Source organism: Oscillatoria sp. HE19RPO (assembly GCF_024220515.1).
In the GTDB taxonomy this organism is placed as follows: Bacteria; Cyanobacteriota; Cyanobacteriia; order Cyanobacteriales; family Laspinemataceae; genus Laspinema.
In genome coordinates this window covers 1-24,308 of the sequence record NZ_JAMXOT010000147.1, presented here as the reverse complement: position 1 = coordinate 24,308, position 24,308 = coordinate 1, and the positions used below count along the sequence as shown (strand labels likewise).

Annotated in this window: 18 protein-coding genes and 1 riboswitch; of the genes, 8 read left to right on the top strand and 10 right to left on the bottom strand. The window is 47.4% G+C overall.

Going from position 1 to position 24,308, the window contains the following annotated elements; translation table 11 throughout:
• Window positions 1-294: 294 nt before the first annotated feature.
• Complete coding sequence (locus tag NG833_RS13940) at window positions 295-1,782, bottom strand: aldehyde dehydrogenase family protein (protein WP_254565894.1); 1,488 nt, start codon at window positions 1,780-1,782, stop codon at window positions 295-297.
• Between the two features lie 32 nt (window positions 1,783-1,814).
• On the bottom strand, window positions 1,815-2,921 hold the full coding sequence (locus tag NG833_RS13935; protein ID WP_254565893.1) for a saccharopine dehydrogenase family protein: 1,107 nt from the start codon (window positions 2,919-2,921) through the stop codon (window positions 1,815-1,817).
• A 362-nt stretch (window positions 2,922-3,283) separates the two neighbouring features.
• Here NG833_RS13935 and NG833_RS13930 point away from each other — a divergent pair, with 362 nt between their 5' ends.
• On the top strand, window positions 3,284-3,994 hold the full coding sequence (locus NG833_RS13930; protein ID WP_254565892.1) for a choice-of-anchor W domain-containing protein: 711 nt from the start codon (window positions 3,284-3,286) through the stop codon (window positions 3,992-3,994).
• 289 nt (window positions 3,995-4,283) lie between these two features.
• On the opposite strand, the gene NG833_RS13925 is transcribed toward NG833_RS13930, so the two are convergent.
• The gene (locus NG833_RS13925) at window positions 4,284-5,537 is read right to left on the bottom strand and encodes a sodium:proton antiporter (protein WP_254565891.1); all 1,254 of its coding nucleotides are present in this window, start codon (window positions 5,535-5,537) and stop codon (window positions 4,284-4,286) included.
• 252 nt (window positions 5,538-5,789) lie between these two features.
• On the opposite strand from NG833_RS13925, the gene NG833_RS13920 reads away from it, so the two are divergent.
• Both NG833_RS13920 and NG833_RS13915 read left to right on the top strand, forming a co-directional pair.
• A complete protein-coding gene (locus NG833_RS13920) occupies window positions 5,790-6,050 on the top strand; it encodes a hypothetical protein (protein WP_254565890.1) in 261 nt (86 codons plus the stop codon).
• A gap of 140 nt (window positions 6,051-6,190) precedes the next feature.
• Window positions 6,191-6,364 (top strand): hypothetical protein, encoded by a 174-nt coding sequence (locus tag NG833_RS13915; RefSeq protein ID WP_254565889.1) that lies wholly within the window; start codon window positions 6,191-6,193, stop codon window positions 6,362-6,364.
• Between the two features lie 285 nt (window positions 6,365-6,649).
• Here NG833_RS13915 and NG833_RS30430 read toward each other — a convergent pair whose 3' ends face one another.
• The 6 genes from NG833_RS30430 to NG833_RS13890 form a co-directional block, all read right to left on the bottom strand.
• Window positions 6,650-6,784, bottom strand: a complete 135-nt coding sequence (locus NG833_RS30430; RefSeq protein ID WP_256555972.1) for a hypothetical protein — start codon at window positions 6,782-6,784, stop codon at window positions 6,650-6,652.
• Window positions 6,785-6,914: 130 nt separating this feature from the next.
• Window positions 6,915-7,673, bottom strand: coding sequence for a CmcI family methyltransferase (locus tag NG833_RS13910; protein WP_254565888.1), 759 nt, complete (start codon window positions 7,671-7,673; stop codon window positions 6,915-6,917).
• Window positions 7,674-7,726: 53 nt separating this feature from the next.
• Window positions 7,727-8,704, bottom strand: a complete 978-nt coding sequence (locus tag NG833_RS13905) for a 2-hydroxyacid dehydrogenase (protein ID WP_254565887.1) — start codon at window positions 8,702-8,704, stop codon at window positions 7,727-7,729.
• Between the two features lie 38 nt (window positions 8,705-8,742).
• Window positions 8,743-9,465: a class I SAM-dependent methyltransferase gene (locus tag NG833_RS13900; protein WP_254565886.1), complete on the bottom strand. Its 723-nt coding sequence runs from the start codon at window positions 9,463-9,465 to the stop codon at window positions 8,743-8,745.
• Window positions 9,466-9,567: 102 nt separating this feature from the next.
• Window positions 9,568-10,734 (bottom strand): pyridoxal phosphate-dependent aminotransferase, encoded by a 1,167-nt coding sequence (locus NG833_RS13895; protein ID WP_254565885.1) that lies wholly within the window; start codon window positions 10,732-10,734, stop codon window positions 9,568-9,570.
• Window positions 10,735-10,804: 70 nt separating this feature from the next.
• A complete protein-coding gene (locus NG833_RS13890; RefSeq protein WP_254565884.1) occupies window positions 10,805-12,190 on the bottom strand; it encodes a methyltransferase domain-containing protein in 1,386 nt (461 codons plus the stop codon).
• Window positions 12,191-12,808: 618 nt separating this feature from the next.
• Here NG833_RS13890 and NG833_RS13885 point away from each other — a divergent pair.
• Entirely contained in the window at window positions 12,809-14,257 is a 1,449-nt protein-coding gene (locus NG833_RS13885; protein ID WP_254565883.1) for a sodium/proline symporter, read from the top strand.
• Between the two features lie 634 nt (window positions 14,258-14,891).
• Here the strand turns inward: NG833_RS13885 and crtO are convergent.
• Entirely contained in the window at window positions 14,892-16,589 is a 1,698-nt protein-coding gene (gene crtO / locus NG833_RS13880; RefSeq protein WP_254565882.1) for a beta-carotene ketolase CrtO, read from the bottom strand.
• A gap of 185 nt (window positions 16,590-16,774) precedes the next feature.
• A riboswitch (Fluoride riboswitch) is annotated at window positions 16,775-16,858 on the top strand.
• Between the two features lie 80 nt (window positions 16,859-16,938).
• Between crtO and NG833_RS13875 the strand changes: the two genes are divergently transcribed.
• From NG833_RS13875 to NG833_RS13860, 4 genes are all read left to right on the top strand, one after another.
• Window positions 16,939-18,549, top strand: coding sequence for a sodium:proton antiporter (locus NG833_RS13875; RefSeq protein WP_254565881.1), 1,611 nt, complete (start codon window positions 16,939-16,941; stop codon window positions 18,547-18,549).
• 830 nt (window positions 18,550-19,379) lie between these two features.
• A complete protein-coding gene (gene mgtE, locus NG833_RS13870) occupies window positions 19,380-20,783 on the top strand; it encodes a magnesium transporter (protein WP_254565880.1) in 1,404 nt (467 codons plus the stop codon).
• A 115-nt stretch (window positions 20,784-20,898) separates the two neighbouring features.
• The gene (mgtE, locus tag NG833_RS13865; RefSeq protein ID WP_254565879.1) at window positions 20,899-22,299 is read left to right on the top strand and encodes a magnesium transporter; all 1,401 of its coding nucleotides are present in this window, start codon (window positions 20,899-20,901) and stop codon (window positions 22,297-22,299) included.
• A 336-nt stretch (window positions 22,300-22,635) separates the two neighbouring features.
• Window positions 22,636-24,219: a WD40 repeat domain-containing protein gene (locus tag NG833_RS13860; protein ID WP_254565878.1), complete on the top strand. Its 1,584-nt coding sequence runs from the start codon at window positions 22,636-22,638 to the stop codon at window positions 24,217-24,219.
• Window positions 24,220-24,308: the final 89 nt, after the last annotated feature.

Below are 24,308 nucleotides of genomic sequence, written 5' to 3'. Positions count from 1 at the left end.
AAATAAATCATCCTTGCTTTGATGCGATCGCACCTAACAAGGCTCTTTTAGCCCGCGCAGGCGGGCTTTGTCCGTGTAGCCCCACCCTTCAGGGTGCGGGTTTTTTGAAGGTTTTATTTTTTGGAGTTCCATTATGGTTTTGGGGTGATTAAATTTATCTTTGGACGGGCGCTTCTCGAAGCGCGGCTACATTCCATTATGGTTTGGGGGTGATGAAATTTATCTTTGGAGAGGGCTATCATTATAAACCCCACCGACCGGCATCATCTCAGGATGCCGGTTTTATTACTTAAGTTACCCGCGATTGTCGATTTGCGCCCGTTGTAAGCGTCCGGAAAAGTCTACATAGACTGTTTTCCATTCCGTAAACACATCCAGGGCGGCTGTCCCCGCTTCCCGATGGCCGTTGCCGGTTTGTTTAACGCCGCCAAAGGGTAAATGCACCTCGGCCCCAATGGTAGGACCATTAATATAAGTGATTCCGGCTTCAATATCCCGTATGGCTTGAAATGCTCGATTCACATCGCGAGTATAAACCGAAGAAGATAACCCGTAGGAGGTATCATTGAGAATGGCGATCGCCTCTTCAAAGGAAGAAATTTCTATCAACGCCACCACCGGACCAAAAATCTCTTCCCGGGCGACCCGCATATGCGGCATCACCCCATCCAGGATGGTTGGTTCAAAAAAGAATCCCCCCGTGAGCATTCCCTCCGTTGTGCGATTGCCCCCGATTAAAACCTGCGCTCCCTCTTGATGGGCAATTTCCATATACTCCTCAATCGTATTCAGTTGCGTAGCATTGACAATCGGCCCGATATCGGTATTCGGGTCCGTTCCGGGTCCCAGACGGAGTTTTCGGGTGCGATCGACCAGCAGTGTGGTAAACTTATCCTTAATATCCCGATGGAGTAGAAGGCGACTGGTGGCCGTGCACCGTTGCCCACTGGTGCCAAAAGCGCCCCAGATTGCGCCTTCTAGGGCTAATTCTAAATCCGCATCCTCCATCACCACCTGGGCATTTTTGCCCCCCAGTTCCAAACAAACCCGCTTGTGCTGTTTGGCGCAGATTGCCGCCACTTCTGCGCCCGTTTGTGAGGACCCGGTTAAGGAAATTAAATTGACATCGCGATGTTCTACCAAGGCTTTTCCCGCTTCTTCTCCCAACCCATGCACCAGGTTGACGACTCCCGGGGGAAATCCGGCATCATGGAAAACTTCAAACAGCAAGTGAGTCACCGCAGGGGTTTCTTCCGACGGTTTCAGGACGAGGGTATTGCCGCAGACTAAGGCAGGCATGGCTTTCCAACAGGGAATGGCGAGGGGAAAGTTCCAAGGGGTGATTAACCCGCAGACGCCAATCGGCATTCGCACCGTCATCGCAAATTTATTATCCATTTCCGAGGCGGTGGTTTGTCCGAACAGACGGCGACCTTCTCCGGCATAATAAAAGGCGCAGTCAATGCCTTCTTGGACATCGCCATTGGCTTCAGTCAGGGGTTTTCCCATTTCCTGGCTCATTACATAGGCGATTTCTGCTTTGCGATCGCTTAATAATTCCCCAAATCGGTATAAAAATTCCGCCCGTTCTGGTGCCGGAACTCGTCGCCAAGTGCGATAGGCACGGCGGGCGGCAGTGACGGCCATTTCTATATCAATGTCCCCCGATCGCGGAAAGGTTGCCACCAGTTCGCGCCAATGGGCGGGATTGCGACTTTCCATTGTTTCCCCAGAGGCAGGGGGTAACCAGTGACCCTCAATATAATTCAGACAAGTGTGCATGATTAATCCGGGCTAAGATAGATAGGGACAGCTTACAGCCAATGATGAGCGATCTCGATTCCCCGCGTTGTCATAATTGATTCAAACAACGGGGTAGTTAAGGCTTGTTCTACGGGCCAGACACCGGGTTTGTTAATCTTTCCATTCAGCAATAGTTCGGCGATGGTTCCGGTGCCAATTCCGGTGGCAACAGCGGCGCTATGATGAACTACGGCACTGCAAACCGTGGCGGGTTGTCCTGCGGCGTTGCGTCCATTGACTTGCGATCGCACTGCCACCCCAGTCCCGCTAAATTTGTCCGTGACTCCCGTCATCCGGTAGCTGACTTGAGATAAAAATTCGACTACGGCAGAATTTTTCAGGGCGGCTGAGGGCCATAAATTCGCCACCATCCAGGTTAAATGGTTGTACAAATCCGGGGAGGTGCCGAATTTGGTAATGGCAGTTTTGACGGGGAAGGAGTCGGGTAAAGTAAAGGCTTCGGGCATATCAAACCAGTAAACTCCCACCTTGCCGTAGGGTTGGGGAAATTCGATGGTTTCGCGATCGGTATAGGGTTTAACCTGTTGCCATTGACCATCAATCCAGGCATCAAAGGGGTTTTGTAAGCCTAAAAAGGTGGTTCGCATGACGGTGACTCCGGCACCGCCTGACCCACCCACAACATAGCTTAAATGAATGCGATCGGCTTCTTGCAGTTGTTCGACCCCTTGGCGAACCATACTATTAGAAATTCCGGGGAAAATGCCGGTATTAATGACAGCGGTGATGCCTGCTTTTTCGGCGGAGTCTTGCAATGCCAGGGCTCTGCGGGTGAATCCTCGGTTATCGCTAACATCGGTATAGTTGACGCCGCGATCGATGCAGAGTTGGAGGACTCGGGCATCGCGGTGATGGAAGGGTCCGGCACTATGAACAACCAGATCGCTGTCGGCGATCGCCTGTTCCAACCCGGCGCGATCGTCTAAATGGACCGCCCTAAACTTCAGGCGATCGCCCAGGGTCTGATCCCCTGATTTTCCCGGTGTCTTGTCCCGTCCGGTGACCGTAATTTCTGCATCGGTATGGGCGATCAAATCTTCGGCAATGCTGCTGCCGATGCGTCCCCGTCCGCCAATAATCAAAACTCGTTGGGTCATGTCTCTAATCCGTAACAATACCCCCATTGCAGCATTTTTCTCTCAGTCTGGCATCTATACGAAGAAAGATCGCTAGGGACGGCGCACAGAATTGGCGCTGGATTGGATTGGGGATGGACTTTTTGTACGGGTCCAAGAACCGGGCAAAGTGCAGTACCCTTGCCCGAATTCACCCGGCAGATTGTCCGGGGCAATTCCCGGCCAGGGACTTAGCTTTTGTAATGTTTATTCGGTGAATTTCCCCCAATCTGACCGGCTTTTTTGAAGATTTAGTAAAGTGAGTCTATTTTGTTTGGAATAATTCTAGTTTAGCGAATAGAATCGGAGCGATCGGGACATCCAAACACTCAGGAAAGACCGCCATGAAACATTTTACTCAATTCTTATTAGCCCCCCTTGTGGCAACCGTCGGACTCGCCAGCTTCCCGGCTGTTGCTGGAGCTTTTGGCATCAGCTTTGTGAATGATGATAATGATTTTAACGCACTTAACCCGAACTTAGCCTTTGTTGCCGAAGGGCGAATCGGTAACAATGCGATGAATGGCACTCATGAATTAAATTTTCATGGGATTAATCACTCTACCGCCACCTCGGATCAAGCAAATTATGTCTGGACCAGTGGACTGCCAACGCTGTTTAAGCTGATGTATGATGCGACAACTCGCAATATTAGCTATCAAGTCGGGAATACCGTTTTAAACTCGATCGCGAATAATAATGCAGTTTCCGACATTTTTATCCGCGCTAGAGCAACGGTGTCAGAAAGCAGCATTGCGATCGCCAATTTAGTCTTTAATGGCAATCCTCTCTCCCAATCCCTGGCGATCGCTGGAACCAGCAATTGGAGTGACAGCATGGAATACCTACGAATCAGTGGGGTAACTGATAGTTTCACCTTAGAAGGGACCTCCATCATGTCCTGGGGCGATACTCGTCCTAGCAATTCCAATCTCGCCTATCAAATTAAGGTGGGAAATGCCGAAGCCGTTCCTGAACCCTTGAGTGTTTTAGGACTAGGGTTAGGAGCGAGTGGACTGGCATTCCTGAAAAAGCGTCGCCAGCGCCCAGCCTAAGCGTAATTTGATTCGTAATTGTAGGGTGGGCATTGCCCACTTTATGTTCGGTGGGCAATGCCCACCCTACAATTACTTCTAAATTTAAAGGCAGTTTTGGGTGTATAACAATTCTAATTGTTATACACCCAAAACTGTTTTTTTGTCAAATCACACTGAACATAAAACTTTAGATTCCGTCAAATATTTTTTAAACTCTTCAGAAATTTTAGTCAGAACTCGGTATAAATTATGGGGATGTTGCCATCCCACAAACCCGAAAACTACACCAATCCCTTGAGAAGTTTCATCAGGGGCGATCGCCTCTTAGAGTTACCTTTCTTTTCTCCAACTTCGACTCATACCAATTCATCAACGGAGTCGCAGTAATTCCATGCACAATCGCCGAAATCACCAGAGTCAGAAACACAATCCAAGCGATTTTTTCCCCGGTTTCTCCTTGCAACCCTTTGCCCATCGCATAGGTGAGATAATAGACGGAACCCACGCCCCGAATCCCAAACCACCCCATCAATAACCGTTTTGAGGTATGAAAATTTGCGCCAATGGTACTAATCCAAGTCCCCAGGGGACGAATAATAAATAACAAAAATCCCGCCACGATTAAAGTATCTCCGGCAAATTTTAAACTCGGTTCTATTCTCAGCAGAGAACCGAGTAATAAGATAGTTCCTACTTCTAGGAGTTTTTCCACCCGTTCCGTTAATCTCAGTTGAGACTCGGTCCGTTGTGAATCGCGGCTGTAGCTTCTGCGGACGGTCATTCCCGCGACAAATACCGCGACAAACCCATATCCGTTAATCACTTCAGTCAGGGAATAGGCCAGTAAAATGGTACTCAAGGCAATAAAATCTTGCATCAGTTCATCCACGGGACGAACGCGATGCAATTGTGTTTCAACCCAAACAATGGCCGAAGCGACGACAATTCCCATGCCGATACCAGCGGCGAGCGCCCAAATCAAATCAATCACCAACCAATCATAAATCCAGTTGTTCCAATTGCTATCTTTTAACGCATATAACCCAAAATAAACAAACGGAAAAGCCAAGGCATCATTTAATCCGCCTTCGGATGTTAAGCCAAAGCGGAGTTCATCTTTATCCTCAACATGAGCCAGTTGAACTTCCGAGGCCAAAACCGGGTCTGTGGGGGCAAGAATCGCCCCAAGTAAAATCGCCGCCCCCCAATCCAAGTCCAAAAACCAGTGCCCGACAAGGGCGATTCCCACAATGGAAATCGGCATCAAAAATCCAATTAATCGCGCCGTTGTCTGCCACGCCCAAAACTTGAGCGGACGATTCATTTTTAGTCCGCCACTAAACAACGAAATAATTACAACTAACTCGGTCAATCGCTCCAAAAAATTCGCATCCGGGCGTACCACCACTAATTTCAGCCCATAAGGACCAATCAAAATACCCACAGCTAAATAAATCAGGGCATAAGAAAGCGGCAATCGTTTAATCCACCCCGAAAACACAGTGACCGAGAGCAGTAATAAGCCGAGAGCCAGCATATCGAGAATGTAAATATCTATCAAAGCGATCGCTCCTCTTCTATTAATCGATGAAAGAAATAAATAATTACGGTAAGGGGCCAACGGTTGAAATAAACAATCATCTCCATAACTCAAGAAATCATGCTCTTGATCCCACATTCCGCAGGTAGAATAGGAGAGAATGGAATATTTTCAAACCATGACAGACATAGCATCCAACATTATTGTACAAGATATTGACCACTGTGGCGTATCCCTCTTCCATCACTCTGGTTCGGGTATAATGAAGAAAAAGTGGCTGAAAGCCAGAGCAGGACTATGATTGCACCAAAACAAGCGAAGCCTACCCTCCCTCTAATTGATGAATATTGTAAAAACTATAGAAACCTGTTTCCATCCGTTAGAACTTATCAGGCATTTAAGAATATTCATGTAGGAATGTTGTCCGAAATAAAAGGAAAGACATTACCGAAGAGATGGAAAGTCGTGGGTTTAGAAAATGAACAAGAATTACATCATTTTTTAACTCGCTCTACTTGGAACTTAAAAATATAAAATACTCCAAGATTGAGGTGATTTTAAAATATTTGAAAAACCAAAAAATTCAGGTAATTATTAACGAAACAAGCGGCCCAAAAAAGGAAATAAAACGAATTACGTAACCCGTCAATATATACATCAATTGATTAGTACAGGTGGAAAACGGCATTGTATCTGTAGTTGCTTACGGCTTACTTGACGGAATAAATTGCCCTCTATTATTTGAATTATTCAAACCTCAAAAGCGCTTAAAAGAAGGAGATACCTATAAAACAAAACCCCAAATTGTCGCCGAATTAGTTGAAGAAATAGTCCGCCTTGGATTTTAAATAGAATCGGTGTTAACCGATAGCCTTTACGGAGAAAGTGAGGGGACTTTTTTGAAAAAACTTGAGAACTCAAGACTCTTATATACAGGGCTATTTCATTCTGAACAACTCCTTAAGTAGTTTAAGGCCAAATCTCGTGCGACGTAGGGCTTGAGCCATATTATAGCGGTTCGGTGGCCTCATGAGGTACGTTTCAAAGCCCCTTTCCCGTTCTGGGCCGCCGACGGTTTGGGTCCGCCATCGCGGTACCTTATGGAGATGAGAAACGCTATATTCTATCAAGTCTTACATTAGTTCGTAATTCACATAATTTTGGCAAACCTCTTCGGCATAGCCTTCAACCCGACAGCCAACGGCATCACCGAGAGCTTGTCCAATTAAGCAGCCGCTAAATCGATCGGGGTGCGGGAGTCTTATCATAGATTTACTCGGCTCTACAATTTAGGGAAATCCTAACCGTTGCCTGCCACTGCCAATTGCCTAACTGTCAGGGGATTCGTAGAGAACAACCTCATGCTCCTGCGCTCAACCCCTGACAGACAGGCTAACATTAGTTCCGTCTCAAAAAACCATTCCAATTCCAGGTGGCATTGAAGCCAAACATATCGGTATAATAGGAATCGACTCGGTAATCGTCACCGCGAACTTGCATGAATTGTTCGAGTTCCTTGAGTTTTCCCAGTCCAAAGGGAACGTATTCCATATCTTCAAACAACCCCATTCCTGAAATTGCTGGAGAATCGGGATTGGTATCTTCCACAATAAAATAGTCTCCACTTTGCATCCACTTGTGGAAAAATTCTAAAGCTCCCACGACGTTAATATGAGCATCTTCAATGACTAGCCAGGGATGGGGACATTGGGTCAGCATTTCGTCGGTAAAGACAGAATCTATCCGATTTAGGTCGCCTTCAATGAAGGTAATTTGGGGATGTTTTTTGACTTTATCATCCGGCAAACTGCCATCAATATCAACAGTGTAGATCTGTCCGTCAATGTCTAAGGTATTCAACAAATCTGCCATCCACAAGGTGGTGCCACCCGTATAAGTGCCCAACTCAAAGATGGTTTTAGGGGATAATTCGGCAATGAGTTGCTGGTAAATAACTACGTCTAGGGGGTCTTTGAAAACCTCAATTCCTTGCCAATGGGTCATGTATTTTCCCCCAGAAATCGCCGCGATCGCCGACAAGGGGAGATCGCTACGACGCTCTCGCTTAGAAAAGTCTACAAATCGGTGACGTTGTTTTTCAGCTAAATAGGATTGGATTCGTTGTTTAAAGGCTTGATAGTTGGTATCGTCTTGCATGGGTTGATAAGTTTCCCGCTCGGATAGCAGTTGAAGGAACAATTGTCAGCTTGTTAGCGGGAAGGGGTTAAAATTTCTGGATTCAACAAACTTTCTGGGGAACGATTTTGAAGGAGGTCGCGAATGGCTTGCAATGCTTCTCGATCGAGTCGGATATCGGCCTCGCGAGTGTAGTAGGCAAAATGAGGAGCGAGGATGAGGTTCTTCGTGCGGAAAAAAGGATGGTTGGCCGGTAAGGGTTCTTGAGAAAAAACATCCAACCCGGCTCCGGCAATTGCATCTGTTTCTAAGGCTTCAACGAGTGCCATTTCATCAACGACTTCTCCCCTGGCAACATTGAGGAGAAAGGCGGAAGATTTCATCTTAGAAAAAGACTGGCGATCGAGCATATTTTTTGTTTCTGGTGTCAGAGGACAGTGAATAGAAACAAAATCGGAACGGGTTAGGAGTTCGTCGAGTTGAACAAATTCGATCCCTTCGACACCCGGCGATCGCTCCGAAACATAGGGGTCGTAAGCCAGAATTTTCATGTCGAAACCCCGACAGCGGCGAGCGACGGCTTTTCCAGTGCGACCGCAACCCACCAAACCGATGGTTTTACCAAAGACATCAGTTCCTGCATATTGAAAATTGGGCCACAACCAATCTCTTTCTCGCATTTGGCGATCGAGATCGATGACTTTCCTGGCTAAAGCCAGCATTAATGCAAAGGTAAAATCAGCGACAGTGTTTGTGCCGTAATTCGGACAGTTGGCAACCGGAATGTTGCGTTCAGTCGCCGCTTCGATATCGATATTATCGACTCCAACCCCCCACATGATAATGCCTTTGAGGGACTTAGCTGCTGCGATAATGTTGCGCGTGACTTTTGCATAGCACACGACGAGCAAATCTGCATCTTGAATGTGGCGCAGGAGCGTTTCTTCGCGATCGTCTTCTGTGACGATCGCATTCCCTATTTCGTTTAATTCTTCAGCGACATGGCGAAGCATATACATATTGGCATCCGTCGTCACAATTTTAGGTTTCACGACCGTGGTTTTCCTCTTTCTTTTGGTGACAGCAACAATTAAGGTTTTTGGCAAACCAACACTCGCCGCCAAGATGTGGCTTCGTCAAATGCCGACCCCAACAAATCTCCGTAGCGATCGACAATTTTAAATCCGGTTTCTAGCAGTTGTTTTTCTAGGCGATCGGGAGAATAGAGAAACTCATCGCACAGAACTTCTTTGTGCTGAAACCCTTCTGCACTGGCTCGGAAAATATGCCAGCATTCCCGCCAAAGTTCATCGGCTTTTTGGCTTTGAATCACAACGACAATGGAGCGATCGTTATTGCAATGGACTTCTTGAGTGCCATTACTGTTGGCAATTTCGAGGGGATGGTTCGGAAGTTCGATGATGAAGTCTCCTCCGGGGACTAGATGTTGGAAGGTTTGCTGCAAACACTGAGCGATTTCTTCGTGGTTGGATAGCAATGTCAACGCCGAACTCAATGCCAAAATAGCATCAAATTGCTTCTCTAAAGAGAAGTTTCTCATATCCCCTTGATGTAGAATCAGATCCGGGGATTTTTTTTGAGTGACAGCCATCATTTGCGGACTAATTTCCAACCCTTCAATATTAAATCCTTTTTCTTTCAAAGGGATGGTAAACAAACCCGAACCGCTGCCGAGTTCGAGAATATGTTGCCGCTGGTGCTTTTTGAGGAGGTTGCTAACAAATGGAATTTTTTTGTCTACATCGGTATAAACCAGGTCGTAAGCGTCGCTAATGTCGTCATATACAGCCATTTATTTCCTCCGTTCAATTGGCAGATGTTGCTTTTTAGGGGCGAGCGGTAGCAATGGAAATTGTAAAATTTCCATTGCTACCGATATTGAATCTAATGGAATCTAGCGAGTAAAATAATCGCGCAGGCGATCGATGCCTTCATTATACCGGGAGGTGCAGAAACTCAAACGCAATCCATTCGGAATGCCAAAGTCCGTTCCAGGTACTGTTGCTACGTGGACTGTTTTGGCAATATCAACTGCTAAGTCTTTAGAAGACTCCATTCCCTTTTCTTTGACCCAGCGATCGCAGTCAAGAACGATGTAAAATCCACCTTCTGCTTTAATCGGCTCGCACCCAGTTTCTTGCAGTTGCGTGTAAGAATATTCGGCGCGAGATTTATAGATTTGGGTCAATTCTTTGGGGCTTTCCAAATCCTGTAATGCGGCAATAGCACCCTGCTGGTTCACCGGATCGTGAGTCAGCAGCGTGTGTTGCTGGACGATCCGCATGGGCATAATTAGGTCATCGGGCAAAATTGCATATCCCACCCGCTTCGTGTACATTCGGAAGCCTTTAGAAAAACCATTGGTGACAATATTCGCGTCCCGAAACTCATCTAAATAAGCGAGAGGACATTCGTATTCGGAATAAAACAATGTGTTGTTGTAAATTTCGTCATTGACAATGTACGATCGCCCAGCAACAATACGGTTGATTTCCAAGATCTCATCTTTGGTAATGACGTTCCCTATCGGGTTGCCGGGGTTGTTGATAACAACAACAGCCGTTTTATCTGGGTTGTAGGCAGCCTTAAAAGAGTCAAAATCAATCGTGCGAGTCTCGATGTCGATGTCGTAGAAGGTCAGCTTTGCATCCGCTAAAATTGCACTGAGTAAATAGAGGCAGTAATAGGGTTTGGGAAGCAAAATTTCTTGTCCGGGTTTGCAGAGAACTTGGAACAGATTGCGAAAAATTGCGCTGGTTCCGACGTTGACAATCGTATTTTCCGGTCGAGTATTGACATGGTACTGCTGGTTGTAATAATCAGCAATTGCGGTTCTCAACTCGGGAATGCCTTGGGGATAGACCCGATGGGTTTTATCGTAGTCAAAAATTGTGTCTGAGAAGACATTACGAACGGATTGGGGAATTTCTAGTTCTGAAATGCCAATCGTCAATTTGATGAGATCTTTTCCTTGGCTGAGTAACTCGTCAGCCAGTTCGTCGAGAACGAACATTTGAAATTCAAGTTCCGACACTGGCAGCTTTTTGATTTGCTTGACCATTTGGATTTAATCCTCTTAGTTCACTATTCGTCGTCAAGACAATTGTTTGCTTTATTTCACCCACCCTCTTTTAATCTAGCAGGTCTATTTTTTTGTAAGCTAACACATAAAATGTTTCGTTGTCAAACCCATAATTTTGTTTGCGAATTAATTGCCAGGAAAGTTGCTCAAATGCGGTTTGCATGGGTTGATTTGAAGCTCGCACTGTGACAATAAATATGCCCCCCGGTTTCAAAAGCGGCAAGAGATTTGACAAGCCTGCTGGACTGGCATGGCCGTAAGTAAATACACCAATTGCAGCGATCGCATCAAAGATTTCTCTATCGCAAAATGTCAGCGGTTCTTCCAAGTTTGCCGGGTAAAGAGCGGTATAAACTTGTTTTTTACGAGCGACCTCAAGCATTTCTTCTGATAAGTCGAACGCCGTGATATTTTTGTATCCCAATTTCGCCAAGGCTTCTCCCACTTTTCCGGTTCCCGCACCCGCATCTAAAATCCGGATCTCTCGATCGGGGCAGACTTCTTGGAGCAGGTGAACGGCATGAGTGGGCATCACCCAGGATTTCTCCAAGTCCGCATCGTAAATGGGTGCCCAGGCATCGTATTTTTTCCGCAATTCTTCCGTAGTCTTGTTGTCATGAATCCAAGGCAGGCGATCGCTGATTTTTTGACATTGATAAAACCACCATCCCATCTCCCGGCGATCAATAGCTGCCATGACTTCTCGTGCACACTCAGCCAATGGTGTCAATTGAGATCCTCCTTCGCGCAACAGAATTTCGTAGCTTTTTTTTAGATGGGAACTTAAATCCACCTTTTCTAATACCACCAAACCCAGTTGAGCGAGAAGTTCTATATCTTCTCTAGTGTTGCTGATAGCGTTTGATCGCAATCGATCGCGCAAATTTTGCTGCGTCGAACTGCCGCTTTCAGTTGCCATCACCAAATCGTCAAAGACAAATATTCCGTTTTCTTGTAAGACTCGTTGGATTTCTTGGAACCCTCGCGGGCGATCGGCGAGATGAAACAACGCCGCTTGACTCCAAACGTGAGTAAAACTGCCGCTCTCAAACGGCAGATCGGTGGCAGAACCTCGCTCGAAATGAAGCCGTAGGGATGGTTCTTCTTCGCTCTGCTGGCGACACCGCTCGATGCAACCGGCGCTGATATCGATTCCTACCACCTCACACCCGGTTTGTCGAGCCAACCAGATGGCAGTATTCCCATTACCGCATCCCACATCTAATACCCGCGACTGCGATGTTATCTGAGTGCGGGTTAGCATATACTCATTCCATCTTTCACAAGCCCGGACGAGATCTGTAAGCTCCGAACTGACAGACTCGGGAAAATACCCCCAATGCAGGTATCCTCCTAAATCACCAAAGCAGCGCTCGACGTTATCGCCAGAAGCGTAAAATGAGGCGACCTCGGCCTCTGTAAATCGGGCGGTCACTACGATCTCCTTTTGCTAGCAGCATTTGGATTCTACTACCCGATCTCATTCACCGATGGTTTTGTAATGTATTGTAATGTAACGTTTTGTAATGCGATCAAGACTTACGCATCAACACTATATTTGGTCGGGTCTCGCTCCCGATCGCCCCGACTAGATCTAGTGGTTCTCCCCAAAATTTGCGGAAGTCCTAGTCATCTGACGAGCCTTTCTAGAGTTCGGGTGAAAAATTGCTTGGAACTGACATCTTGCACCTGTTGCAACAACCGGCGGGGGTTCAAACCCCCGCCTAACAGCTAAAGTCGGTTGAAACCGACTGAAAACACCACTGGATAAGGCTTGCAGTCGGTTTTTAACCGACTTTAGCTATGAGGCGGGGGATTTATCCCCCGCCGGTGTTGAGAATGGTGCAAGATCTCAGTTGGAATAGACTTACAATACTTCAAACCCAATTAAGCGACGATTTCCGTTGGCGTAGCTTCTACCCTTTTCAAAAACCGTGTTATATTCACATAATACCTGCTTAAACTCTTCACTGTTTATGGGTTGCGTTAGCCTGATTATTATGATAAAATTTTAAAAAGTTTTTCATAGCAGTATTTTTAAAATAAAAAATTAATGAACTCGGTAATTACCATCGTCAGCTTTGCAGTATTTCTGGTCATATTTTTATGGATCGGCGCTCTCGCTGCCAAAGCTTCCGACCATACCGAAACCGATTACTTGTTGGGAAATCGCTCCTTTGGCAAATTCTTTATCGCCCTGAGTGCGGGTGCTACAGGCAATAGCGGGTGGATTATGGTGGGAGCGGTTGGCATGGCGTACATGATGGGAATTTCAGCCCTCCTGATGCCGATCGCCTACTTTTTCGGGGATTTTCTCTTCTGGATGTTTTTCCCCGATAAAATCAATCAATTGTCTGTCGATCGCAACGCGCAAACCGTTCCGGAGTTAGTCGGATCGATGGCAAAAAAGCCACAAGGAAAACGGATTGTCACCTTCATTGTAGCGGCGATTACGGTTATTTTTATCGGGGCTTCCACCTCCGGACAATTTGCAGCGGCGGCTAAAACTCTGGATGTGTTTTTTGGGGTGAATCCCACCATCGGTACGTTTATTGCGGCGGGTGCGATTTTGGTGTACTGCGTCACCGGAGGATTGAGAGCGTCAATTTGGACGGATGTGGTGCAGGCATTTGTGGTAATCTTCGTGTCGTTGGGAATGCTGATTGTGGCGCTCGTTGCTGGGGGTGGCGTTTCCGAAATTATCGCACAATTGAATGCGATCGACCCGCAACTGACGAGTTTCACTGCTGGATTTACGTCTTGGACTTTACTGGCGTATTTAGTCGGATATTTCTTTTTCGGTTTCGGGTTCGATCTTTCTCAACCCCACGTATTAGTCAGACTGCTCGCCAGTCGCAGTCCCGAAGAGGCAAAACAAGCGCGGTGGATCTATTTAGCCTATCTCTATTCCACATGGACGGCGATGGTTTTATTTGGGGTGATTTCTCGGGCGTTAATTCCGGCGATCGACGATCCGGAACAAGCGTTAGCATTTTATGCGATGCAAAATTTTCCGCCCGTGTTAGTCGGGATTGTTTTAGCGGGCGTTTTTTCGGTGATTGCCTCTACTGCTGACTCGCAGCTTTTGGTGTGTTCCAGTGCGTTGGCGCGGGATATTTCCCCGGCTTTGTATCGGAAGATGTCGCGAAAGTATGGGGTGAAATACGAGCAAGGTATGACGTTAGTGGTGGGAATTGTCGCGGCGATCGCCACGATATATATCTCGGCGTCGGTGTTTACGCTCGTTCTGTTTGGTGCAGGCGCGGTGTCGGCTTCTATCGGTCCTGCTATGCTGATTCTATTAATCCATCGGCGCACGAATTATAAAGCGTTGAGCGCGATGATGGTGGCGGGAGTGATGACGACGGCGATCTGGCGGATTTTGGGCTATTCTAACATCCTCTACGAGGTTTGTCCGGGATTTATTGTGGCTTTGTTGGTGCATGAGGTGTTAATGCGGTTCGTTTTCCCTCCCGCAAATAAACCCGTGGTTAAGGAATAACCTGAATTGCCGAAACAAAAAACCACAACGCTCAATCGTCGTGGGTTTAAACGCGATGCGCTTTCACTTGAGGCTGGAAACTTTGCTATTTCATCCTTTCGTGAAATTGGATCATTAGCATTTTACCGATCGTGTCGTAAAATAATGTGGCAAAACATAATTTGGGATAAACAATTCCCCTCTTTAGAGTTTCAATTCCACCGAGAGCGATGTGTACGCAATAGCCGGTGTCAAATCTGATATCAAAATATTCTTGAAAAAAAGCCTTGCTAATAATGTCGGCTTCAGATTTATTGGGTAAAACAACAATTTTACTGTCCATGAACGAATCATTACATATTTAGGACTACCCGTTCCTAGGGTCCTCCTGCCAGAAATATTATTTACTTAATTCAACCTGCGGAATATGGGTTGATTTGCCAGGTAAATCGGGGTGGCCAAAAAATGCTGTCAACCTTACGGTTTATGGTTTTTTAGTAAATCAAATGCTATAGCCCTCCCCTGTGTTTTGGGGAGGGGCCGGAGATTGAGCCACGCTCTTTGTCAACCCATTAGAAATTTAGACGATTAAGACGGGGTGGGTATTAGGCCTTGCCGTCGTCCAAAAAATCTTGAATAAAACAGTTTGCCAGCTTTAACTGGACAAATTAAATACAGAATTCGCCATTGATTTAACCGAATTGGTCGCATCTTTTAAAGTTTGGCTCATGGGTTGCTGTTGGAATAAAAATACCCGGGCACAGTTCCGTCCGGGCATTCCGGAAATTGAACCCCCTGGATGAGTGCCAGCGCCGGTCAAAAACAACCCATCAATGGGAGTTTTATAGTTGGCAATTTCCGGCAGAGGACGGAAGAAAATCATCTGGTCTAAGGTCATGTCAATATGGTAGTGATTTCCCTTATAAGACCCGAGACGATCGCTCAGTTCTGCTGGACTTTCTACCCGGCGCGCAATAATGGAATTTTTGATATTCGGCGCATAATCGGACAGTTTATCAATCAGGCGATCGGCCACTTTGTTTTTGAGTTCGTCAGTCCATCCGGTGCCATTTTGTCCGGTTCCTTCTGCGCCATGAATTTGATAAGGAGCGAAGAATTCCACCCAGAGGGTATGCTTTCCTTCTGGGGCCATTGAGGGGTCAAGAACTGTGGGAACGACTACATACATGGAGGGATTTTCATCAGGAATCTTGCCGAGTTGACAGAAACTATGACCTTCTTCCACATGATGAACAGAATCAGCGATGACTACGGACCCAATTAAATACTCATCTTGGTGATTGTAGGCTTCAAATCGGGGCATTTCTGAGAGGGCACAATCCAGTTTGAGGATGCTTTCATTGTTGTTAACAATGCGGCGGTCTACCCGATCGCGTAAGTTGGGGTCGCGGGAATCAATATCTCCCGGATTGACTAATTCCAAAAAGACTCGTTTGGCATCAATATTAGAAATAACCCCTTCTTTGGCGCGATATTCTTGACCTCCGTCCACGCGGACACCGACGGCGCGACCATTATCCACTAAAATACGTTCAACGCCGCGATCGCACAAAATTTCCCCCCCGAGACTGTTGACTCGATTCACTAACGCTTGGGTGAGTGCACCAGTCCCTCCTCGGGGTCTTGCCATCCCAGGATTGTGCCGCATTGCCATCATAATTGCACCCACAGACATCCCTTTTTGTGAGGGCGGAATGCTCATTTCTGCGGCGAGTCGCGCTAAAGGTGCTTTGACGACTTCGGTATCAAACCATTCCTCTAACATATCTTGAGGACTACTGAGCATGGTTCGGACAAAATCTAGGATTTTATCGGGGGTTCCCAGTAAGGATAGCAAGTCTTTAATTTTATCAAAATTATAATTGCCGGTGATATCGATAATGGATTTAGGCGGGGCGTTGAAGATGGGGGCGATCGCATTCAAAACTCGTTGCCAATATTCGACAAATTCTCCATATTTCTGGGCATCTCGCTCACTGTAACGGGCAATTTCCCGACAAGTTTGGTCTACGGATTTATGCCCCAGGAAATATTTGCCATCGGGTTGGGGACAAAAGAGAACCGGATCGCAATACAGATAGTCTAATCCGTATTTTTTCAGTTCTAATTCTTCCACTACGGGCCCGAGATGGATAAATTCATGATCGATCGCACAGAGGTTAAATTTAAACCCTGGTGCTTCTTCCGGTAAAGATTCTTCCGTCGTTGCTGCACCCCCAGGAACGGAACGTTTTTCTAATAGTAAAACACTTTTACCCGCTTTTAAAAGGTAAGCCGCACAGACTAAGCCGTTATGACCGGCTCCAATGATAATTACATCGTACTGGGACATGAAAAAACTCCTGTTAAATTCCCGCTTGCTGTGAATTTTACAAAACTTAATCCTCCGGTGGATTCTATCTCCAGAAAGAGATTGGGGAAGCAGGGGGGATGATTTTTGAGTCATTCGGTCCGAGCAAAAAAAAGAGTCAATCTATGGATTGTTGCTGAAATTTATGCTATATTAACTCCTGATTTAAGATTGAAGGCGATGGAGCTCGCCATAACCGCCGATTCAGCGATCCCAATGGGGGCTGAACGGCTGATGGCTCCTACCTTTCTTGGCTGAATGCCGGGAGGTAGGGCGATCGCATCAATCCACTCCTGGACCAGCCATCCACACCTGTTCAGGAGCATAACGAATGTTAATCAGTACAATTTGGATCCTCGGGATGGGCTTTTTTGCGGGTCAATTCGCCCGTCGCCTCGGTGCACCCCCACTCATTGGCATGATTTTGGTGGGAGTCATCCTCGGTCCCGAAGTCGGAAATCGCCTAGAATCGGGAATTCTCGCTGCTGCGGACGATTTAAGAACCCTGGCGGTGATGATTATCCTGATGAAAGCGGGACTGGGACTCGATCGCGACAAGTTGGCGGAACAAGGAACCGTGGCCCTGCGCTTAGGCATTTTACCCGCTATCTTGGAAGCTGGGGCGATCGCTATTGCTTCGGTGTTTCTCTTCCAGTTTGACCTATTAACTGGATTACTCCTTGGATGCATTATTGCTGCCGAATCTCCCGCCGTGATTGTCCCGGGAATGTTGCGTCTCAAACGCTTGGGTTGGGGCGTCAAAAAAGGCATTCCCGACGCCATTTTAACCGGGTCTGCCCTCTCCGATGTTGTGCTTTTACTCGGGTTTAGTTTACTCTTGAATTTCCTCCAACAAGGGGAACTAGAGCGAATTATATTACCTTGGGGACTCTCACTCAATCCCCTCTTATTACTTCCCTTCCAAGCCATTATCCAGGTGGTTTTAGGAATCGTTGCCGGTTATTTAGCCGCCCAATTATTAGTCTCCCTCCTGGAACGACAAAGCTGGAGTAAAAATTCCGTCCAAGATGTCTTAATTGCCGCCGTTGTAGCGGCAATTGCTGTGATTGCTGCCCGCCAATTCCCTTATTTTTCCGGGTATTTAGCGGTGATGTCGATGGGATTCTTTTTAATCGAACTGGATGCACCCCTAGCCCGCAGACTTCGGAATGGATTTAATACTCTGTGGATTGTGGCGGAAATTGTTTTATTTGTGTTAATGGGGGCGAGTATTCAACTCCGAGTTTTGGGAGAGATGTTGTTACCGGGCTTGACTATTTTAGCGGTGGGTTTATTAATCGGAAGGACTATTGGTTGGACACTTTCTACAGCAGGAAGTAATTGGAATTGGCAAGAAAAATTGTTTCTATTACCGGGAAATTCTGCGAAAGCAACGGTGCAGGCAGCCTTGGGTGCGTTACCCTTAGCTTATGGCATTGAAGGGGGTGAAATTATTTTAGCCATTGCTGCCTTAGCAATTTTAGTGACCGCTCCTTTGGGGGCTTGGGCAATTCCAACGTTTGCTCCGAAATTGCTACAAAAAGGAGAAGTAGACCCAACAAAAGTGACCGTGAATGCTCGGACTCTGTTTTTGGCAGCGGTGGATAGTTCAGTGGGGGCAATGGAAGTTTTGAAACAAACGGCAGATTTAGCTCGCCGGAGTCATGGAGAGGCGATTGTTTTGTATGTAGTCACGGAAGACGACCCGGAGGAAATCCAAGGGATTCAGGAGATGACTCAGGGAGTTTTAGCGGATATTCGCCATCGATTTATCACCGAAAAAGGTGAAGTTGTGGAGACAATCTTGGCCCGGTCTCAAGCTCATTCGGTCACGGCGATTGTCATTGGAAAAAGCCCTAATCCAGAGGAAGAAGGGGCAGCAGTTGGGTCGGTGTATCAAGGGGTTTTAGCGGGGAGTCGCGTTCCTGTTTTGGTCGTTTAAACCCGAGATATTGCCGGGAAAAATGCTCAAAACTAGAGCAATTTTTTCGGAAATCTTCCCCTTAAAAACGGGATACAGCGATTCTCATTAGGGAGTTTTAGCGGTCAGCAAACGGTCAGAAGTCCGGGCAATGTCCACCCAACTTCTGACCCGATGGGAATATTGGAAAACCTTTCCTGTAAAAAAATCAAAAAAAAGCTTGACCTGTTTTCTGAAGAGTGGTATAAGAAAAAAGGGCTTTCAGAACCCTCTGAACTTCCCAGTCTTAAACGCAACTTAAACAAGTAAGGAATACTCAAGTGGAAAGCTCTGGTAGTAGTTGTATTGCAACGATTACTCAGGCAGACTCGATGGCTGACGAGCCTTTAGACGAACCTCGACCGTTTCCCCACAACCGGGCGGTTTAGTCAGTGAAATGACCTAGGGTGACTCCATCTGGGAGTTTTCATAGTTCATCTCGTGACCCCCGGGGAAGAGGGCGGTCATGTTAGGAATGGAGATGAATCATGAATCACCGAACGCTTAAAGATTTAAACGAAGGGTGAAGGTTAGGCTAACCCACAGGTAGCCTAACCTGATGCCGGATGCAAATTTACAGTCCCTGTTGCTGATTTTGGTTAGCGTTTTGGGTCGCGATCGCCAATGGAAATAAACCCTTGGTCAACCGCGAACTGGATGCGCTTGGAAATATCATGAATGGGAATTCTGCAACAGCGATCGCAACAAACCTAGAGATTCTGTTGCCTGATTTCGGCTGCATTAGACTCTATAGATTGGGGAAAAACCGCCCAACCACACTCCGAAATATAGAACCCATTAGAGAGTGGAGCATGAACGATAATAATACTGAATTGCCGTCCGTCCAGCCGACAACCCGAGACGCATTACGCCAACTCGTGCGATCGCAATTGCAAGCGTTACTCGAACAACATAACCTACCGGGAGCAAAAGCCTTACTGGTTCCAGTCCAACCGGCAGATATCGCCGAGGCGATTGAAGGATTACCGCAAACCATGCAAGCGATCGCCTTTCGGTTGTTATCCAAAGAAGAGGCGATCGAGGTTTATGAATATCTGGATTCCAGTGTGCAATACGCCTTAATCGAAGAATTTAAACGCCAAGATGTTCTGGATATTGTCGATAAAATGTCCCCGGATGACCGTACCCGGTTATTTGATGAATTGCCAGCCAAAGTGGTCAAGCGCATCCTCGAACAACTCAGTCCCGAAGAACGCCAAACCACCTCCTTGCTCTTAGGCTATCCCCCAGATAGCGCTGGGAGAATGATGACTCCGGAATATATCGCGGTCAAAGAAAACATGACCATCAAAAATGCCTTAGACCGAATTAGAAACTTAGCCAATGTCAGCGAAATCATTTATTACCTTTATGTGACCGATGCCTTTCGGCACTTAATCGGCACAATTTCTTTGCGAGATTTAGTCGTGTCGGAACCGGAACAACTGTTATCAGAAATTACCCGGCGAGAACCCGTCTTTGTTTCCACGGAAACCGACCGCGAAGAAGCCGCAAGATTAATTCAGCGCTATGATTTTCTAGCCTTACCTGTGGTTGATAGCGAACAGCGTCTCGTGGGCATTATCACCGTGGATGATGTCATGGATGTGGTGGAAGCTGAAACCACGGAAGATATTTATGCCCTCGGTGGGGTGGAAAGTGGGGGACAAAACTATTTTCAAACCAACATATTCACCGTGGCGCGCAAGCGGGTGGTGTGGTTGTTGATTTTATTAATTACCAATACCGCCACCTCGGCAGTGATTCGCGCCCGAGAAGATATTCTCGAACAAGTGGTTGCACTTGTGGCTTTTATTCCCTTATTAATTGACACCGGGGGGAACGTGGGTGCACAGTCCTCCACTGTGGTGATTCGGGGGTTAAATCTCCATGCCATTCGGGAAGGAAAAGCCTGGAGAATTATCGGACGGGAGACGACTGCCGGGGGGTTATTAGGAGTAATGCTGTCCCTTGTTGTCACCGTTTGGGCTTATTTCTTCGCGGGAAATCTGCTCGTTGCTATTTCCGTGGGCGTGAGTTTGCTGGCGATTACCATGCTTGCCTCCTTCGCCGGATCTGCCCTGCCGTTTTTATTCTATCGGGTAGGATTTGATCCCGCTTTAATGTCAGCGCCCTTTATTACCACCGCAGTGGATGTCCTGGGGGTGCTAATTTATTTAACGGTGGCACAGCAGCTTCTGGGAGGTGCGGCATGACTGGGAAACCACTGAAGATATCCCTTTCGATGCGCCCTGTTTCCCCTGGGGTGACGAGTTCTTGTCCCCTTAAATTGTATAGAATAGTGATCGGACTGGATCCAGGGAGTTTAAAGTGACTGAACCTCAACCGATATCCTCTCCCCTCGGGACCCTGTCGCGGAGAGAAATACCTGACTTAGTGCGATCGCAACTGGAAGCCCTCCTCAAAAATGGGGACCTCCAGGGAGCTAAAGCGATTTTAGTCCCGGTTCAACCTGTGGATATCGCCGAAGCGATCGAAGGAATGCCTGAAGCGATGCAGGCGATCGCCTTTCGCTTGTTGTCCAAACAGGAAGCAACGGAAGTTTATGAACATCTCGATACCAGCGTCCAACAGGTGCTTTTAGAAGACTTCAAGCGCCAGGACGTTCTGGATATCATTGGCAATATGTCCCCGGACGATCGCGCCCGACTACTGGATGAGTTGCCCTCAAAAGTCGTGCGCCGCTTGCGGGCACAACTGTCTCCCACGGAATGGCAGTCTACCGCCCTGCTGATGGGCTATGAATCGGGAACTGCCGGGAGAATCATGACCCCGGAATATATTTCCGTCCGGGAAAATATGAGCGTCAGCCAAACCTTAGAACGGATTCGCACCCTGTCGCCAGTAGCGGAAATTATTTATTACCTCTACGTCATGGATAGCGATCGCCGCTTAACCGGCATCGTTTCCCTGCGGGACTTGGTGATTAGTTCCCCCGAGGAAAAAATTAGTGAAATTATGACTCGGGATGTGGTATTCGTCCATACGGATACCGACGGAGAGGAAGTCTCGCGCTTGATTCAACGCTATGATTTTCTAGCGATCCCCGTGGTCGATCGCGAACAACGCTTAGTCGGGGTCATCACCATCGATGATGCGATCGACATTATGGAACAGGAAACCACCGAAGATATTTATGCCTTGGGTGGGGTCCAGTCTGATGGGGATAATTATTTTGAAATGAGTTTATGGACAGTGGCGCGACGGCGTGTCGTCTGGCTGTTTGTCTTATTGCTCACCAATACCGTTACCGGATCAATTATTAATTCCCAAAAAGACTTATTGCAGCAAGTCGTCGTGCTCACCGCCTTTATCCCCCTACTCACGGGGACTGGAGGAAATGTTGGTGCCCAGTCTTCCACGGTGGTGATTCGCGGGATGAATACCGATGAAATTCGCTTACTCGGACCCCTAAAGGTGGTCTTTCGAGAAGGAATTGCCGGTGCATTACTGGGAACAATTTTGGGAATCCTGGCCACCATTTGGGCTTATTTCCTCTTGCAAGTCAATATTCAGGTGGCTTTCTGTGTCGGCATCTCTCTGATTGCTATTTCAATTTTGGCATCGGTATCTGGTTCGGCCCTGCCGTTTTTATTCCGCGCCATCAAGTTAGATCCCGCTCTGATGTCAGCGCCGTTTATTACAACCGCTGTCGATGTTTTGGGGGTACTCATTTACTTTAATATTGCCAAACTATTTCTCGGATTGTAACCTTCCATCCCCCCCTACTTTTAGGGTGGGTATTTTGCCGGTTCATAGCAGATTGAATCAATCACGATGGGGCCAAACCCCAAAAATCGGATTGATTCAACTCCCGGTTTATCTTTTTCCCTATGGTTAAGGCTCAAATGCTCAGGGTTGAAACTAGAGGAATCCTTGTTAGTCGGGATAACAATTATTTGGGCAATTCATGCTCAATTGTGTCGGGTTTGACTGAAAAATTTTTACCCCCCTTATATCAACATTTCTTTATAAAATGGCAAGATTAGGGCGATTTTTGATAAAATGGCAACTGTAATATAGGATTCGGTGGGTGCGAAGGACTCCATGTCAAATCACCGTCATTGGCTAGAAACCGCAGAATATGCTTCCTTGTTCGCGTCAGTGGTGGCGTCGATAGTGGCGGTCTTTTTTAATGGGGCCATCTATGTCGCCGCCCCTCTGATTTGTTGTTCCCTGATTCTGAATGCGATCGTCCGGTATCGCCTGGAACACCAAACTCGCCGCGTCAGTGGCACCACAAATCGCCTGCATCGCCAATTGGCGGAAGAACTGGAGATGCTCACCCAACGAGTGGAAGCGCAAAAGCAATTTCCCCTCCCTCAAGTCGAAATGGAGGAAGGCACTCGCCCCCCTGTCCCTACCGGGTCCCCGGAGGAACTCGCCCGATTGCAAACCCGGTTGGCGCAGTTAGAATCGCTCAACCTCTCCCAGATTCAGGGGGAAATCGCCGGGTTGAAAGAGCAATATGCCCTGTTGGATGAAAGTCTGGGCAATGCGATCGCCTATCTGAATCGCTCATCCTTTGCCTACCGCTTAGAACGAGTGGAGGAGGCAATTTCCCAATTAACCTCGCAAATCGTAGTCCCCTCGCCCCCACCGCGCCCCCAACCGGAACCCCCCACACCGGAACCTGCCACCCCGGAACCCCCCCAATCGGCAACCCCTTCTGCACCCGCTAAATCCAAACCGCCCTCATCGAAAATCGTCCTGCCGTCATTTGCGGCACCCTCGGAACCCACGGCCCAGAATTGGATCTGTCGCCACAGTTTGCCCGCCCATGCGGACTGGGTGCGATCGCTAGGAATTACCCCCGATGGACAAATCCTGGCAACGGGTAGTTTTGATACCAGTATTAAACTTTGGAAACTTGCCACAGGCGAACTGTTGCAAGTGCTTGCCGAACATAAACGCGGGGTTTTTGCCATTGCGATCGCCCCCGATGGCAAAACCCTCGCCTCTGCCAGTTGGGATAAAACCATCAAACTCTGGGAACTCCCCACAGGAAATCCCAAAGAAACCCTCACGGGACATGGAGGTTCCGTCCGCGCCTTGGCGATCGCCCCAGATGGCAACACCCTCATTAGTGGCAGTTTTGACGAGACAATTAAACTGTGGGATTTGTCCAAAGCGGAATTAATTGATACCCTCACGGACTATACCGGACCCATCTTTTCCCTCGCCATTTCCCCCGATGGTCAAATTCTCGCCCGAGGCGGTGGAGATGGCACGATTACTCTGTGGCAGTTTGAAACCAAACAGCCAATGTCGGTGCTCAATGGCAGTTTAGAGGCGGTAGAAGCGATCGTCATTTCTCCCCAACAACTCCTGATCGGTGGCAGTGGCGATGGCAGTATTCAACTCTGGAATTTGGAAACGGGAGAACTGCTGTGGAGTCTGAGCGCCCATTTAGGACCCGTCACCGCAGTTGCGATCGCCCCAGATGGCAACACATTCGCCACCGGCAGCGCCGATGGGACGGTCAAAATCTGGCATTTACCCACGGGTAAATTAGTCTGCGCGTTGACGGAAGAAAGTGGGGCCGTCATGTCCTTAGTTTATAGTCCCAATGGACAATTTCTGGTCAGTGGCAGTGCCAAAGGGATGGTCAGAATTTTGGAACGGGAGTAGTTCTGGTGATGGATTTGAGGGATGGGGTTGGGTAAGGGATTTCCATGAAAAAAGTTCTGCATTAGAAGTTTTGCAGAATTGTCAAAGCC